This window comes from Corynebacterium sp. SCR221107 (genome assembly GCF_027886475.1).
GTDB lineage: Bacteria > Actinomycetota > Actinomycetes > Mycobacteriales > Mycobacteriaceae > Corynebacterium.
This window is the reverse complement of sequence record NZ_CP115670.1, coordinates 2,971,468-2,985,979: the sequence shown is the minus strand read 5'-3', so window position 1 is coordinate 2,985,979 and position 14,512 is coordinate 2,971,468. Positions and strand designations below refer to the sequence as shown.

Here is a 14,512-nt window from a genome sequence, read left to right as displayed (position 1 = left end):
ACATGGCGCACGGGATCGGCTTCGATCGCGAAAAATACATCGACTTGCAATCGGAGCACATCAAAGCGCGCCGGGAGAAAATCGGGGGCAAGCTGTACCTGGAGATGGGCGGCAAGCTCTTCGACGACATGCACGCCTCGCGCGTGTTGCCTGGGTTCACCCCGGACAACAAGATCGCGATGCTCGACCGGATCAAGGACGAGGTGGAGATCCTCGTCTGCATCAACGCCAAGGACCTGCAGCGCAACAAGGTGCGCGCGGATCTCGGCATCACCTACGACGAGGACGTGCTGCGCCTGGTCGACGTCTTCCGCGGGCGCGGTTTCCTGGTGGAAAACATCGTGCTCACCCAGATGGAGGACGATAACCGCCAAGCGGTGGAGTTCAAGGACCGCCTTGAGCGTTTGGGGATGAAGGTTGCCCGCCACCGCGTGATCCCCGGTTACCCCTCCGACACCGACTTCATCGTCTCCCCCGACGGGCTGGGTCGCAACGAGTTCGCCGAGACCACCCGGGACCTCGTGGTGGTCACCGCCCCGGGGCCGGGCTCCGGAAAGTTGGCCACCTGCCTCTCGCAGGTCTACCACGAGTACCAGCGCGGCGGATCGGCCGGGTACGCCAAGTTTGAGACCTTCCCCATCTGGAACCTGCCGCTGGATCACCCGGTCAACCTGGCCTACGAGGCGGCCACGGTGGACCTCAACGACGCCAACGTCATCGACCACTTCCACCTGTCGGCCTATGGTGAGTCCACCGTCAACTACAACCGCGACGTGGAGGCCTTCCCGCTGCTGAAGGTGCTGCTGGAAAAGCTCACCGGCACGACCCCCTACCAGTCGCCGACCGACATGGGCGTGAACATGGCGGGCCTGTGCATCATCGACGACGAGGTGTGTAGGCAGGCCAGCCGCCAGGAGATCATCCGCCGTTACTTCAAGGCGCTTGTCGACGAGGCGCGCGGCGGCCTCGACTCCACGCAGTCCGACCGCGCCGCGGTGGTCATGGCGAAGGCCAAGATCAAGGCCACCGATCGCCCGGTGGTGCTGCCCGCCCGCACCCGCGCGGAGGAAACAGGCGGACCTGCCTGCGCGATTGAGCTCGCCGACGGCACCATCATCACCGGCCGCACCTCCGAGCTGCTCGGGTGCTCGGCGGCGATGCTGCTCAACGCGCTCAAGCACCTAGCAGGCATTGAGGATGACCATCACCTCTTGTCCCCGGAGTCGATCGAGCCGATTCAAAGCCTCAAGATCAACCATCTGGGCAGCCACAACCCGCGCCTGCACACCGACGAGGTGCTCATCGCCTTGTCGGTCTCGGCATCTACGAACGAGGAGGCGCGCCGGGCCCTGGAGCAGCTGCAGAACCTGCGCGGCTGCGATGCCCACACCACCACCATCCTGGGCTCGGTCGACGAGTCCATCTTCCGCAACCTAGGCGTGCTGGTGACCTCTGATCCGAAGTTCCAGAAGAAGTCTTTGTACCAGAAGCGCTAGACCTTCTTAAGCACGAAACGCGCCAGCTGCACACACATGCTAGCCGGCGCGTTAGTCATTTCCTGTGCTAGGAAGACAGGCTATCGAGTGCCGTAAAGAACGACTTACCAAGGAAGTAAAGCGCGTCGTAGATGGAGAAGACAAAATTATCGACGTTGTTATAAATATCGAGAATAGAGGACATGCCAGGTTACCTTTCACTCGGCTCACGTAGCAGCGGGCGCTACCACTAACTGAAATTGAATCAGGGCAAATAAAGAAAAACAAGGGCAATTAGCTTAATTTTGCATCTGAAATGATTGGGTTTTTTCCGAAGCTGAGATAGTAATAGGTTGCCTATTGAATAAACCGTAAATTTAAATCAGAAATACTCTGTTCGCCATTCTTCCGGAGAAATAATTTGGGTGAAGAGAGAAAAAACCGGCCACACCCCCAGGGGTTTGGGCCGGTTCCTCGGCATAAGAGCTACTTGCTGGAGGTAAAGATGCCCAAGAAAGACTCAAAATGTGCGGAAGGCTTTCGTTGAAGAAGAAGGAGATGCCAGAGGAGAGAATGTCAAAGAATTCCATGATGGGTTCCTTTCGGTCGGGAAATGCGGGAAAATTCCCGCTTTATTGCATTACAACAGGCCGCTTTTGTAATAGCAAGTGTTTGAGATAAAAAACTTCTCCGGGGTATTGCTCTAAAACTGCGGTGGGAACCGAATAATCCACAATAATTAGGGCCCATAAATCACCGGGAAATCCTCTTTATCCAGGGATTAGCTAAATGAGCTTCATCCGCCGTGCCTCGGTGATCGCAGCCGTGCGATTGTCCACGCTAAGCTTCGAGTAAATGTGGACGAGGTGGGTCTTGACGGTTGCCTCGGAGATGAAAAGGGTGGCGGCCAGCTGGCGGTTGGTGGCCCCGGACTCGAGTGCCTTGAGAATCTCGATCTCGCGGGCCGACAGCGCCTGGCGCGGCTTGGAGATGCGGTTCATGAGCGCAGTGGCTACCTCGGGTGCCAGCGTGCGCTCGCGGCGGGCGGTAGCCACGATCGCGTCGTGGAGCGTTTGCTCGGGGGCGTCTTTGAGCAGGTAGCCCATGGCGCCGGCCTCTATGGCGGCGACGATGTCGGCCTCGGTGTCGTAGGTGGTCAAGATGAGCACCGGTGGGCCGGCCTCGGCGAGCCGCTGGGTGAGCGTGATCCCGTCGGTGCCGGGCATCTGGATGTCGGTGACCACCACATCGATACCCATCTCAGCGAGGGACTGGGAGGTGATGCCGTCGCCGTTGGCTGCCTCGGCGATAACCCGGAGGTCGTCGAAGGAGTCCACGATGGAGCGCAATCCCGCGCGCACGACGGGGTGGTCATCGATGAGCATGACGGAGATGGGGTTCATGATTAGCTTTCTTCGTGTCGCGTTCGGGAGGTCAGCGGGATGGCGCAGGTCAGCGTGGTTCCCGCGCCCGGGCTCGATTCGATTGTAACGGCGCCGCCCAGATCGCTGACCCGCGCCTGGATGCCGTCGATGCCAAAACCGGAATGCGACGCATCCGGATCAAAACCGCGCCCGTTGTCGACGACGTCGATCGTTACTTGCTCGTCCCACAACCCGACGGTGACGACCACCTTGCTTGCGTCGGCATGCTTGACGACGTTCGCCAGCGCCTCTTGTACCACCCGCACCACCGTGCGCGTGACGGGTTCCGGGAGTTGGGCTGCCCCATTGGCGCCGTTGGTCTCGTCGATGATGGTCAGTACCACCTCCAGATCGTCGGAAAGCGCCTCCTGGCGGGCGCGCACACGCGCAACGACACGCTCGAGCGCAACTGGAAGGGACTGGCTGAGATCCGGGGAGGCAAGGTCGCGCACGAAACGGCGGGCCTCCGCGAGGGAGTCGCCTGCCTGCTCGCTGATGGTATCCAGCTGGGCGGAAAGCTCCGCGAGGTTGCCCTTGCGCAGGTTGGCACGCGCGGCACGCGAAACCAACACGATCGAGGACAAACCTTGGGCGACGGTGTCGTGGATCTCCCGCGACAAACGCTCGCGCTCCTCCATGCGCCCCGCCTGATGCTCGCTCATCGCCAGCTGCTGCTGCGCAGAAATCAACTGCTGGGTCAAAAGCGCGTGCGCATGCACCTCGCGGTCGAGCACGCGGTAGGTGAAGTACACGCCGATGGCGAAAAACGTGCCGATGAACGGGCCGACCACGTTGGCCACATTCCACCCCGGGTGATGGACGAGCGCTGGCAGAAACGCTGCCACCGCCCACGCCGCGCAGACCGTGACTATCGAGGCGGCTGTGGGAAGCACGTGCAAGATCAGGAACACCAACGGGAACAGCAGCCATACGAAGCTCATCGAGGAGGCGACAAGGCACACCCACAACAGCAGCACCACGCACAGCCAACCAGTTGCCAGCAACCTGGTTGTGGAATCCAACGTGAAATCCACCAGCACCGAATGTGCCTTGCGGTTTTCCCACACCGTTCCCACAAGGTACACGCAGGCCAATAGGCACGCGCCGGTGATCTGGCCCCACGACGCGGTGCCCGCCGCCACGTTTTGCACCACCGCAAACCCCAGCAGGAACGCGAACACAAGATGCAAGCTCACGCGCAGGAACACCATGATGTTCGACAAAGCCTGAGTGGCCTGCTCCGGGGAGGGGGCCTTGCCGGAGGCAAGGTCATCGGCAGCGATCAAGCCACTCGCGGCGAAGGGGCTGGGATGCCTCCCATGCCCGCTGCGTTGGGTGTGCTCGCTGGAATCGTGCGCGTGGCCAGGACTGGGGTCGTTGCCTTCACGGTGACCGGTGGTGTCACCATGCCTGTGTTTGGGGTGGCGGGGAAATTTCACACTCTCAACGCTAGTGATTCACCACCGAGAATTCCTCCCCGATCCTTGCCTACGGGCGAAAATCCATCACTTGGGCGACTGGCAGGCCACCTGTCACGCCATGCCGCGCGTGTAGAAGACTTTCAGGCTGGCCGATGTGGCTTTTACTATGAATCCATGACCTCCCACTTGCCACCTGGCCCCGGCGTTGCAGCCGACGGCGATGACCACGCGCTGGAGTTGAGCCGGGACGGGAAGCTGAAGCCCACACGATGTCGCCCAGCGGGTGTCGGCCTATACCTACGGCAACATTTTGGCCCTGGGTGCCATCGTGCTCGTTGCGCCGGCCGACATTGAGCATGGACATGCTCTCATACTTTTGTTGGCTACCGGGTTTACCACCCTGCTTGCCCACGGCCTGGCCGAGCTGCAAGAACATCGGCTGCTACATGGGCGGTGGGCCAACACCAGTGACTACCTGCACGCCCTGCGAAACTCGGTGCCGATCTTAAGCTCCACCTCGGCACCGGCGGTGGCATTGCTGCTAGCCATGGCAGATGTCATCCCTCCCCAATGGGCGTGGTACCTAGCCATCTTCTTCCTCATCGCCCGCCTTTTCTCCCTAGGTTTTGTTATCTCGCACTTCCGTAAGGAAAAGATCAGCTTCCGCACCTTGGTGGCTGGCATCATCTTCGCGGCGGTGGGTTTGGGAGTTGCCCTACTAAAGGCGGTGCTGACCCACTAAGGGAACCCGGGGCAGATTCTTTCCTTGCCTTCCCCAACTTCTGGTGCCACAGCTTTCTTTCAAGGCGCATCGGGCTTTGCCAGGCCTGGTGCGCCTTTGTGGTGGCAGCCAACGTGAAGGCCTGTTTGGTGCTCTGGTGGTGTTCTACTAGCTGCACCAACACTGCGACCGTGTACCTTTATCTTCCCGCAGCTGTGCGGTGGACGCCGCGCAGATGATGATCGATCAACCACATGGTTGATTGCAGGTTGACCGAGCCTACCGATGTATCTGGCCTGCGAAAACGGTGGAATGGGTAGTAGCCAACAAAACTGATCTTTCCCAAGGAGCACTACCCATGTTCTTGAGCATCCGCGAGATCCGCTCAGCCGGCGGGCGATTCATTCTTATCGGCTCGGTTACCATGTTCATCACCTTGTTAATCATCATGCTAACCGGCCTGACCCAGGGGCTGGCCGCGCGCAATACCTCAGCGCTGAGCTCGCTTGATGCCGACGCCGTGGCGTTTGTCGATCCGTTCTCCGATACCCCGGAGGTCTCCTTTAGCAACTCCGTGGCAACCGAGGATGCCGCCCGCGCGGTCACGGCCGCAGCTAGCCAGGTCACGGGCCGCGGCCTCGACGCCATTGTGCCGCTCGGCGTTGGCCAGACCCGCCTCGAGTCCGACCAGGGGGCGCAGCCGGTTGCCGTGCTCGGGCTTCCCGACGGCACGGTGGCGGCAGGCGTAGCCGTCGGCAAGCAAGCAAACATTTCTGAATCGATCGCTACGGAACTGGGGCTTTCCACCGGCGACACCATCGCTCTGGGCGGAACGGAGGTCACTGTAGGCCAGATCGTTGCCGACGAATACTACAGCCACTCGCCGGTGGTCTGGGTTGATATCGCAACCTGGCAGCAGGTCAGCCATGCCGAGGCCGCCACCACCGGCACGGTGTTGCTGGCCTATGGCGATGCCACCGCCCAGCAATGGGACACGATCGCCGCCGATACCCACACCGCCATCACCGACACGAAGGGCTCCTTCGAGGGCCTGGCCGCCTACAAGTCTGAGCGCACCTCCCTGACCAGCATGCAAGGATTCCTCTACGGCATCTCCGCCCTGGTCACCATCTCCTTCCTTAGCGTGTGGACCCTGCAGCGTACCCGCGACATCGCCGTCCTGCGCGCGCTCGGCGCCTCCCCGCGATATGTGCTTGCCGACGCGCTGACTCAGGCCGCCATCATCCTCGCCGTCGGCACCGGTGCAGGTGCCCTCATCGGCTTCGGGCTGGGCGCCCTCGTCTCCGGCACCGTCCCCTTCGAGCTGTCCTGGCTGACTATTGCCGGCCCCGCGGTTGCCGTCTTCGTCCTCGGCATCGCCGGCGCCCTGCTCGCCGTGCGCCAGACCACCAAGGTCGACCCGATGACCGCACTTGGCGCCTCCGTCTAAGCAACACTTCCCCACCCCATTTCCGAAACCAGCCTCACATCAAGGACCACCACGATGACCACCACAACCCCAGTCTTGAGCCTGCGCAACGCCAGCGTCGTCTACCCCGACGGCACCTCCACCGTCACCGCACTCGACCGCGCCACCGTGGATGCGCGCGCCGGGCAGCTGACCGCCATCGTCGGTGAGTCCGGCTCCGGTAAGTCCACCCTCCTGTCCGTGGCCGCGGGCCTCGTGATTCCCTCCTCCGGCCAGGTCATCATCGCCGGGCGCGAAGCCACCGACATGAACGACAAGCAGCGCACTGCGCTGCGCCGCGACCACATCGGCGTAGTCTTCCAGTCCCCCAATCTGCTCGGCTCGCTCACCGCCCGCGAGCAACTCATGATCACCGACCACATCCGCGGCCTGCGTCGCGGGGCGCTGCGCGCTCGCGCCACCCGTGCCGACGAGCTCCTTTCCCGCGTGGGCCTAGCCGGCTTCGGCGACCGCCGCACCTCCGAGCTTTCCGGCGGCCAGCGCCAGCGCGTCAACATCGCCCGCGCGCTCATGGGCCAACCTCAGCTTGTGCTTGCCGACGAACCCACCTCCGCCCTCGACCAGCGGCTCTCCCGCGAGATCGTGGAGCTGTTGCGTCAGGTCACCGACGAGTTCGGCGTGGCCACTGTCATGATCACCCACGACCGCAGCCAGCTCGATCTGGCCGACCAGGTCGTGGAGATGGTGGATGGCAAGGCCAAGGTGCTGGCGGGGATGCCTAGCGCCTAGGAAGAAAGTCGACTCCGCGATATTCGTGCTTCGCGAGTTTGCCCAGATGAACGCAACCTTATGTGGATGTAGGGAAAACCTTTGCCTCTTAGCGGCGAGCTTATGAAGCTCTCGCCGCTAAGTGGCACAGGAGTAGGTCCAGTACATGTGGGTGCGGGTCTTGCCCTCGTCGTACTCGTGCGTCTTGGACTGGGTGTAGCCCTGCGCAGCGAAGCGGGCGTAGAGGAACCAGCAGCCGGACTGGTGAAACTGCACCTGCTCCTCGCGCAGAATCTGGTTGAGCTTCTTCGCCGACAGGCCGTGGTCCTTGGCGATCTCGGTGGTGGTGATCAGCGACGGCGACGCCAGCACCACGTCGTAATAGGACACCTTCGGTGCCGCCTCCAACAGGGCTTGTTCGGCGGCGAGCCGCTTGGCCCGCTCGGCGCGCAGGGTGGCGATTGCTCGCTCAAGGAACTCGTCATCATTGGGCAGCTCGTCGATGGCGTACATGCCGTGGCGGCGGATGGACGGGAGGACGTCGTCGAACACCCACGCCTCGAACTGCTGGGCGGCGGGCAGCTTGGAGGAGACGATCAGCCGGTACAGGTCGCCTTCGCTGATGAACCTGACCTGCTGGATGCCACCAGCCGTTTCAAGGGGTAGTGATTCACGACCCCCTTGCAGTGACGCGCCAGGGCATCTTTCGTGTTGGCGTAGCCGAGGGCGGTCGTCACGTTCTTGCCGTAGAACAGGACCTGCCCGCCGGAGGTGATGGTTCGGATCGTGCCGAACTCGTGGTTGGTGAACGCTTGTAGCGCGGTAGCCATGACCGGTTCCTTTTCTGAGAGCCGGGTAGACAATCGCGGGCGCGGGATGCGCTAGGCTCTCACCTGTCAGGCACGGCAGGCACCGAAACCGGACACGGTGTGAGGAAGACTCTCGCCCATACGCCCCCGAGGGCCGGCGAATCCGGACGGGTCAGAGGGCACACTGGTGTGTGAACGTACCGATGGCTCCGTGCCCGTGCTCTTGCTTCGGCGTCATCAACCAGGTAGCCTTGTAGTCAACATGACCGGTTCCGCTGCCCGCCTCGGTGGGAGTCCAGGGCCGGTCTTCGTTTTTCGTATCAAACAGGGGTGCGCGTGGAGCAGGTGAGCATTTCATCACCGTCGATGAAATGGTGGTAGCTGCGCATACGCGGGGCATCTTTACCTGAGGAAACATGTTTGTTTCGGCTGGGAAGGGTGAGTCAGTAATCTCATCACCCCTCGGCGCTGACCTGCGCGACTATGTGCTGCGGGGTCAATTGCGTTCAAAGGTTGTGCCGTTTTGGCAAAGACAACCGGCAACGGCCGATCAAAGGGCAACTGGTGCGGGCCCGGTGGGCGTCGGAAAGCAACAATTCCGGCAGGTAACGGTGCGCTGATGGGGGCCGGTGTGGGCGGGAGCGACTATCATATTTACCCATGACTAATCCGAGCGATAACATGGCAGGTCCTTCCTACCGGTACACCCCGGAGCTTGCGGGTGAGATCGAGAAGAAGTGGCAGAAGTACTGGATCGACAACGGCACCTTCAACGCCCCGAACCCGGTGGGCGCCCTTGCTACGGAAGACGGCAAGGAATTGCCCAAGGACAAGCTATTCGTTCAGGACATGTTCCCCTACCCCTCCGGCGCTGGCCTGCACGTAGGCCACCCGCTCGGCTACATTGCCACCGACGTTTTCGCCCGCTTCAACCGCATGCTGGGCAAGAACGTGCTGCACACCTTGGGCTACGACGCCTTCGGCCTACCGGCCGAGCAGTACGCCATCCAGACTGGTACGCACCCTCGCACCACGACGATGGCCAACATCGAAAACATGGAGCGCCAGCTGGGCCTGCTCGGCCTGGGCCATGATCGCCGCCGCAAGGTAGCCACCACCGATCCGGAGTTCTACAAGTGGACGCAGTGGATCTTCCTGCAGATTTACAACGCATGGTTCGACAAGGCCCAGAACAAGGCCCGCCGCATCGAGGAGCTCATTCCGCTCTTGGAATCCGGCGAGGTGGCAACCCCGGAGGAGTTCGGTGCGCCCTATGCGCAGCTGTCTGATCTAGACAAGCGCAAGGTCGTAGACTCTTTCCGCCTGGTCTACCGCTCCTACTCCACCGTGAACTGGTGCCCGGGCCTGGGCACCGTGCTGGCAAACGAGGAGGTCACCCACGACGGTCGCTCGGAGCGTGGCAACTTCCCCGTCTTCCGCAAGAACCTGTCCCAGTGGATGATGCGGATTACCGCCTACTCCGATCGCCTCATCGACGATCTGGAGTACCTGGACTGGACCGAGAAGGTCAAGTCCATGCAGCGCAACTGGATCGGCCGCTCCCGCGGCGCCGAGGTGGACTTCGTTGCCCAGGGCCACAACCTGACCGTGTTTACCACCCGCCCGGATACCCTGTTCGGCGCCAGCTACATGGTGCTCGCGCCGGAGCATGAGCTTGTCGACGACCTGGTTGCCGGTGGTTCCGGTTCCTACGAGGGTATCGACCCCCGTTGGACCTACGGCAAGTCCACCCCGGCCGAGGCCGTTGCCGCCTACCGCGCCGCCATCGCTGCGAAGTCGGACGTGGAGCGCCAGGAGAACAAGGAAAAGACCGGCGTGTTCTTGGGCGTGTATGCCACCAACCCGGTCAACGGCGCGCAGATTCCCGTGTTCATCGGCGATTATGTGCTCACCGGCTACGGCACCGGCGCCATCATGGCCGTGCCCGCCCACGATACCCGCGACTACGAGTTCGCCACCGAATTTGGCCTGCCGATCATCCCGGTCCTCGATGGTGACGTGTCCGCAGAGGCGTTTACCGGCGATGCCCCGCACATCAACTCGGCCAACGACGAGGGCCTCGATCTCAACGGCCTAGGCAAGCAGGAGGCCATCGACGCCGCCATCGCCTGGCTCGAGGAACGCGGCAAGGGATCCCAGAAGATCCAGTACAAGCTGCGCGACTGGCTGTTTGCCCGCCAGCGCTACTGGGGTGAGCCCTTCCCCATCGTCTACGATGCCGACGGTATGCCGCACGCCCTGCCCGAATCCATGCTGCCGATCGAGCTGCCGGAGGTCGAGGACTACAAGCCGGTCTCCTTCGATCCGGATGACGCCAACAGCGAGCCGCACCCGCCGCTGGCCAAGGCGACCGACTGGACGCACGTGACCTTGGACCTCGGCGATGGCCCGAAGGAGTACGTCCGCGACACCAATGTCATGCCGCAGTGGGCGGGTTCGTCCTGGTACCAGCTGCGATACATCGATCCGCAAAATGATGAAGCATTCTGCGACATCGAAAACGAGCGCTATTGGACCGGCCCGCGCCCGGACCTGCACGGACCGAATGATCCGGGTGGTGTAGACCTCTACGTCGGCGGCGTGGAGCACGCCGTGCTGCACCTGCTCTACTCCCGCTTCTGGCACAAAGTCCTGTTCGACCTGGGCTACGTCTCCTCCCGCGAGCCGTACCGCCGCCTCTACAACCAGGGCTACATCCAGGCCTACGCCTACACCGATGCCCGTGGCGTCTACGTCCCGGCCGCTGAGGTGGAGGAGAAGGACGGCAAGTTCTTCTACCAGGGCGAAGAGGTCTTCCAGGAGTACGGCAAGATGGGCAAGTCGCTCAAGAACGCCGTCGCCCCCGACGACATTGCACGCGACTTCGGCGCCGACACCCTGCGCGTCTACGAGATGGCGATGGGCCCGCTGGATACCTCGCGTCCGTGGGCGACCAAGGACGTCGTGGGCTCCCAGCGTTTCCTGCAGCGCCTGTGGCGCCTGGTGGTCAACGAGGAAACCGGCGCGCTTGCCGTTACTGATGCCGCGCTTACCGACGATGACTTGAAGCAGCTCAACCGCACCATCGCCGGAATCCGCGATGATTATGAGAACCTGCGGATCAACACCGTGGTGGCCAAGGCCATCGAGTACGTCAACTATTTGACCAAGACGTACAAGGACGGCGCGCCGCGCGCTGCGGTGGAGCCGTTGGCGATCATGGTCGCCCCGGTGGCCCCGCACATCGCGGAGGAGCTGTGGACCCGTCTTGGGCATGAGGGCACGATTACTTTCGTTGACTTCCCTACTTTTGAGGAGAAGTGGCTCAAGGATGATGAGATTGAGCTTCCGGTGCAGATCAACGGCAAGGTGCGTGCCCGCATCATGGTCGCCGCCGATGCCGCCCAGGATGACATCGTTGCCGCAGCGCTTGCCGACGATAATGTCAAGGCGCACATCGAGGGCAAGAACTTGATCAAGCAGATCGTTGTGCCAGGGCGCATGGTCAACCTGGTGGTCAAGTAAGGGCTAGGAAACCCGCGAAAGTTCAAGGCGAGGCCAACCCATACCGGGGGCCTCGCCTTTTTCATCCTTGGACATTCCTTCGATGCTCGCGCGCGATCTGGTCTGGAACTGTCCAAGCGATGAGGAATGTGCTGATCTCGACAACCATCTGTTCGAACTGGTTACCGTTGGCCAGCACGCACTTCTCAACAAGCTGAGCACCAAGCTCAGCGCTAGGAGGCACCACCCTGATTCCCCTCATGGTGAGATACACCAGGGACAGCTTGAGAGCGGTCCGCTTGTTTCCGTCCCTAAAGGCGTGGGCCTTTGCGATATGGGCCATGAGCGCGGCTGCGCGGTCGTAGACCGATTCATAACGCGGAGCGCCGAAAACGCTTTGAAACGGGGCCGCGATGGCAGAACACAAAGCGCCTTCGTCGTAACTGAATCCCGCGTACTCATCATGGGATGCGCCATTCTGACGCGTTCCGCATTCTTGGTTGAGCCTGAGCGCAAGATCCGTGAGTAGCTGAACCCACTCTTGTTCGTTAGTGATGGTCACGGGTTAACGGGTGGCCAAGAGGTGAAAGGTTTCCATCCAATCGTTCTCAACGAGCTCGGAGGCTGCCAAGGCAGCCTCAAGATCAAGATCCTCGTTAAATGTGGGGGCCTGCGGCAGCTCCCCGCTGTCATGGACCAGATGGGAGAATTCCTCCCGCATGGTGCTGACGCTGAGATTCTCACTCGAAGGAGCATTCTCGGGAAGGCCTTGGCGTGCCTCTTCCCACGACCGGCCATGGCTGAGCTTCGTCAAGACAGCAAAATCCATGTCGCCGTAGAAATCGACAATGCTTGCAACCACCGCGCGTTCGTAGTCGCTCAGACGAGAAGAGTCACCCGTGGCGATCCGCGTCACATCCTTAGATCCTTCGGCGACAGTGCTGTACCGCCCGAGCTCCGTGGGCACGGGTCCGTAAATCCACGCTTGGAAATGGCTTGTCGTCAAAGGCTTTCCAGTCCACGCCAAATGCCACCCCTGTGCGAAGAAACAAAGCTTGGCCAGCTTGTGCTTATCAACTGTCCCGCCGCGGAGCTCAACTATGTACTGCCCAACGTCGCGAATGTCGGCCATGATGCTCCTTCCAAAGGTCTAACTAGTCATGGGCTGGGAACGAAAATCTTACCCTGGCCCGCCTCCTTTGGGAATAGAAGAGGACTATTCTTCCCTTCACCGATCTTGAATGAGAAATCCTCACTCGGATCAAAGGCAACCCTGGCTCCCACATGGCGATGCTGGCCGACGCCGTGCAAAGGAGGCCATCGTGGAGCTCGCGTTGGTCGGCAGCAACGTTGTAGGGCGAGAACCCCAACGAGCCGATTTGGAACCGTGCCGAGTGACGAACGAGAAGGACTTGGTTCTGCGCGGTCGACCCGCGAGTTTGTAAAAGCCGTGGCGACTAAAGTGAATGGTCACATCGCGGAGGAGCTGTGGACCCGTCTTGGGCATGAGGGCACGATCACCTTCGTGGACTTCCCCACTTTTGAGGAGAAGTGGCTCAAGGATGATGAGATTGAGCTTCCGGTGCAGATCAACGGCAAGGTCCGTGCCCGCATCATGGTCGCCGCCGATGCGGCCCAAGATGGCATCGTTGCCGCAGCGCTTGCCGACGATAATGTCAAGGCGCACATCGAGGGCAAGAACCTGATCAAGCAGATCGTCGTGCCAGGGCGCATGGTCAACCTGGTGGTCAAGTAGTTTTTGCTTCACGACGTCTAAAGTGGGCGGCACCGACCGAGGAGGGTTGGTGACGTCCCCTTTTTATCAAAATCGCTACTTTTAATAACAACGACGCCTTTCCAGCCCTGCTAAATAATAAAAATCGCTCATTTTGATAAACATAGGCCCTCGTATTTGAGTGGCGTCGAGGTAGATGGGTTCCTCCCACAATTCTCATAGTTCAATTGATCGTTGTTTGACTGCGCTCGGTGTAGTTCGTGGTGGATCCATATAGCCGATTCGGGCGTGGACTGGGCTGCGAGTGCTTCACCCTGTTGCCCGCCGTCGGCTTCTAGGGAGTCTGGTTCAATGTTTCCGCTGTAAAGAACGCCCTCCACGTAAAGCAAGAAGATTGAAGGCATCTTTCCAATCGGCTTTGACTTTGTTGGCCGCTAATAGATCCTTGCCCAGATCGAAGGTCTCCTTATGCACAGGCACCTTCGGAGTATCTGCTCCCGTGTAGATGAGATTGGTTAAATCGACACACGTTGTGGAGACGCTCCACTCAGAGGTAGAGCGCGCGTCCTTTGGCAGTCCACGGCGAGCGTCCTACCATGCTGTCCCGTGGCTCAACTGCGTCAGATGTTAGAAGTCCATGTCTCCATAGAAGTTGAATAGCTCTCCTTAAATGCCGCGTGCTCGAATTCATTAAGCCGCGCGGAAACTCCCTGTGCAATCCCACTATCGTCAACGACCATGCTGGCAGGACCAAGCCTTGTCGGGACTGATCCATATTTCCATGTCTAGAAGGCGCTGTCGGTCAAAAACTACCTGTCCAAGCTAGATGCCAACTCTGAGCGAAAGAACAAGACAGAACTTGGAGAGTCTGTGCATATCCACCATGCCGAAGAGCTCAACGACGTACTTCCCGATATCGAGAATGTCTGCCATGATGTTCCTTACGCAAGCTAGGCGGTAGGCCAGATGGTGAGGCAGTCCACCTGAATAAGGCAATTCTTGGGAAGATAATCAAGTCTCAGTTGTAGAACTGCAGCCGCCCTTGAAAATTGTGATTAGGTCACGGGTTTTGCCCTACTTGCTACCTCATGTGTGCGTGCCGATGCCCGCCGAGGGGTCTATTCGAAGATCGAGTGCGCGTTAAACGTCGGAAAGCATGTCCTAAGCCAATGGTGTCGCTACGCAAAGCAAAATACTTAACAATTCTGAAACGTTATTTGACATGC

At 60.6% G+C, this 14,512-nt stretch carries 12 protein-coding genes and 1 pseudogene; 6 read left to right on the top strand and 7 right to left on the bottom strand.

Features of this window, described 5'->3' with window-relative positions:
* Positions 1-2: 2 nt before the first annotated feature.
* A complete protein-coding gene (locus PAB09_RS12980; protein WP_271034045.1) occupies positions 3-1,496 on the top strand; it encodes a DUF1846 domain-containing protein in 1,494 nt (497 codons plus the stop codon).
* Positions 1,497-1,852: 356 nt separating this feature from the next.
* On the opposite strand, the gene PAB09_RS12975 is transcribed toward PAB09_RS12980, so the two are convergent.
* The 3 genes from PAB09_RS12975 to PAB09_RS12965 all read right to left on the bottom strand — a co-directional run bounded on the left by PAB09_RS12975 (position 1,853) and on the right by PAB09_RS12965 (position 4,338).
* Positions 1,853-2,065, bottom strand: coding sequence for a hypothetical protein (locus tag PAB09_RS12975; RefSeq protein ID WP_271034044.1), 213 nt, complete (start codon positions 2,063-2,065; stop codon positions 1,853-1,855).
* Between the two features lie 195 nt (positions 2,066-2,260).
* Positions 2,261-2,878 (bottom strand): response regulator transcription factor, encoded by a 618-nt coding sequence (locus tag PAB09_RS12970; protein WP_271034043.1) that lies wholly within the window; start codon positions 2,876-2,878, stop codon positions 2,261-2,263.
* Positions 2,879-2,880: 2 nt separating this feature from the next.
* Positions 2,881-4,338 carry a sensor histidine kinase gene (locus PAB09_RS12965; protein WP_271034042.1) on the bottom strand — a complete coding sequence of 486 codons (1,458 nt, stop codon included), beginning with the start codon at positions 4,336-4,338 and terminating at the stop codon, positions 2,881-2,883.
* Between the two features lie 265 nt (positions 4,339-4,603).
* Here PAB09_RS12965 and PAB09_RS12960 point away from each other — a divergent pair, with 265 nt between their 5' ends.
* The 3 genes from PAB09_RS12960 to PAB09_RS12950 all read left to right on the top strand — a co-directional run bounded on the left by PAB09_RS12960 (position 4,604) and on the right by PAB09_RS12950 (position 7,259).
* On the top strand, positions 4,604-5,062 hold the full coding sequence (locus tag PAB09_RS12960; RefSeq protein WP_271034041.1) for a hypothetical protein: 459 nt from the start codon (positions 4,604-4,606) through the stop codon (positions 5,060-5,062).
* Between the two features lie 337 nt (positions 5,063-5,399).
* Positions 5,400-6,491, top strand: coding sequence for an ABC transporter permease (locus PAB09_RS12955; protein ID WP_271034040.1), 1,092 nt, complete (start codon positions 5,400-5,402; stop codon positions 6,489-6,491).
* Positions 6,492-6,545: 54 nt separating this feature from the next.
* Positions 6,546-7,259 (top strand): ABC transporter ATP-binding protein, encoded by a 714-nt coding sequence (locus tag PAB09_RS12950; RefSeq protein WP_271034039.1) that lies wholly within the window; start codon positions 6,546-6,548, stop codon positions 7,257-7,259.
* Between the two features lie 117 nt (positions 7,260-7,376).
* Here the strand turns inward: PAB09_RS12950 and PAB09_RS13410 are convergent, their stop codons facing one another.
* Positions 7,377-7,790, bottom strand: coding sequence for a phage antirepressor KilAC domain-containing protein (locus PAB09_RS13410; RefSeq protein WP_271034038.1), 414 nt, complete (start codon positions 7,788-7,790; stop codon positions 7,377-7,379).
* A 44-nt stretch (positions 7,791-7,834) separates the two neighbouring features.
* Entirely contained in the window at positions 7,835-8,068 is a 234-nt protein-coding gene (locus tag PAB09_RS13405) for a BRO family protein (RefSeq protein ID WP_271034037.1), read from the bottom strand.
* A gap of 639 nt (positions 8,069-8,707) precedes the next feature.
* On the opposite strand from PAB09_RS13405, the gene leuS reads away from it, so the two are divergent.
* Positions 8,708-11,572, top strand: a complete 2,865-nt coding sequence (gene leuS, locus PAB09_RS12935) for a leucine--tRNA ligase (protein WP_271034036.1) — start codon at positions 8,708-8,710, stop codon at positions 11,570-11,572.
* A 61-nt stretch (positions 11,573-11,633) separates the two neighbouring features.
* On the opposite strand, the gene PAB09_RS12930 is transcribed toward leuS, so the two are convergent.
* Positions 11,634-12,113: a type II toxin-antitoxin system death-on-curing family toxin gene (locus PAB09_RS12930; RefSeq protein WP_271034035.1), complete on the bottom strand. Its 480-nt coding sequence runs from the start codon at positions 12,111-12,113 to the stop codon at positions 11,634-11,636.
* Between the two features lie 3 nt (positions 12,114-12,116).
* Entirely contained in the window at positions 12,117-12,683 is a 567-nt protein-coding gene (locus tag PAB09_RS12925) for a Panacea domain-containing protein (protein ID WP_271034034.1), read from the bottom strand.
* A 330-nt stretch (positions 12,684-13,013) separates the two neighbouring features.
* On the opposite strand from PAB09_RS12925, the pseudogene PAB09_RS12920 reads away from it, so the two are divergent.
* Positions 13,014-13,307: pseudogene (locus PAB09_RS12920) on the top strand (class I tRNA ligase family protein); the annotation flags it as partial.
* Positions 13,308-14,512 lie beyond the last annotated feature (1,205 nt).

What these genes read in the sequence shown, in the direction of transcription:
- leuS (WP_271034036.1), top strand. Translation starts at nt 8,708, where the DNA reads ATGACTAATCCGAGCGATAACATGGCAGGTCCTTCCTACCGGTACACC.
- PAB09_RS12975 (WP_271034044.1), bottom strand. Translation starts at nt 2,065, where the DNA reads ATGGAATTCTTTGACATTCTCTCCTCTGGCATCTCCTTCTTCTTCAAC.
- PAB09_RS12925 (WP_271034034.1), bottom strand. Translation starts at nt 12,683, where the DNA reads ATGGCCGACATTCGCGACGTTGGGCAGTACATAGTTGAGCTCCGCGGC.
- PAB09_RS13405 (WP_271034037.1), bottom strand. Translation starts at nt 8,068, where the DNA reads ATGGCTACCGCGCTACAAGCGTTCACCAACCACGAGTTCGGCACGATC.
- PAB09_RS12970 (WP_271034043.1), bottom strand. Translation starts at nt 2,878, where the DNA reads ATGAACCCCATCTCCGTCATGCTCATCGATGACCACCCCGTCGTGCGC.
- PAB09_RS12980 (WP_271034045.1), top strand. Translation starts at nt 3, where the DNA reads ATGGCGCACGGGATCGGCTTCGATCGCGAAAAATACATCGACTTGCAA.
- PAB09_RS12950 (WP_271034039.1), top strand. Translation starts at nt 6,546, where the DNA reads ATGACCACCACAACCCCAGTCTTGAGCCTGCGCAACGCCAGCGTCGTC.
- PAB09_RS12955 (WP_271034040.1), top strand. Translation starts at nt 5,400, where the DNA reads ATGTTCTTGAGCATCCGCGAGATCCGCTCAGCCGGCGGGCGATTCATT.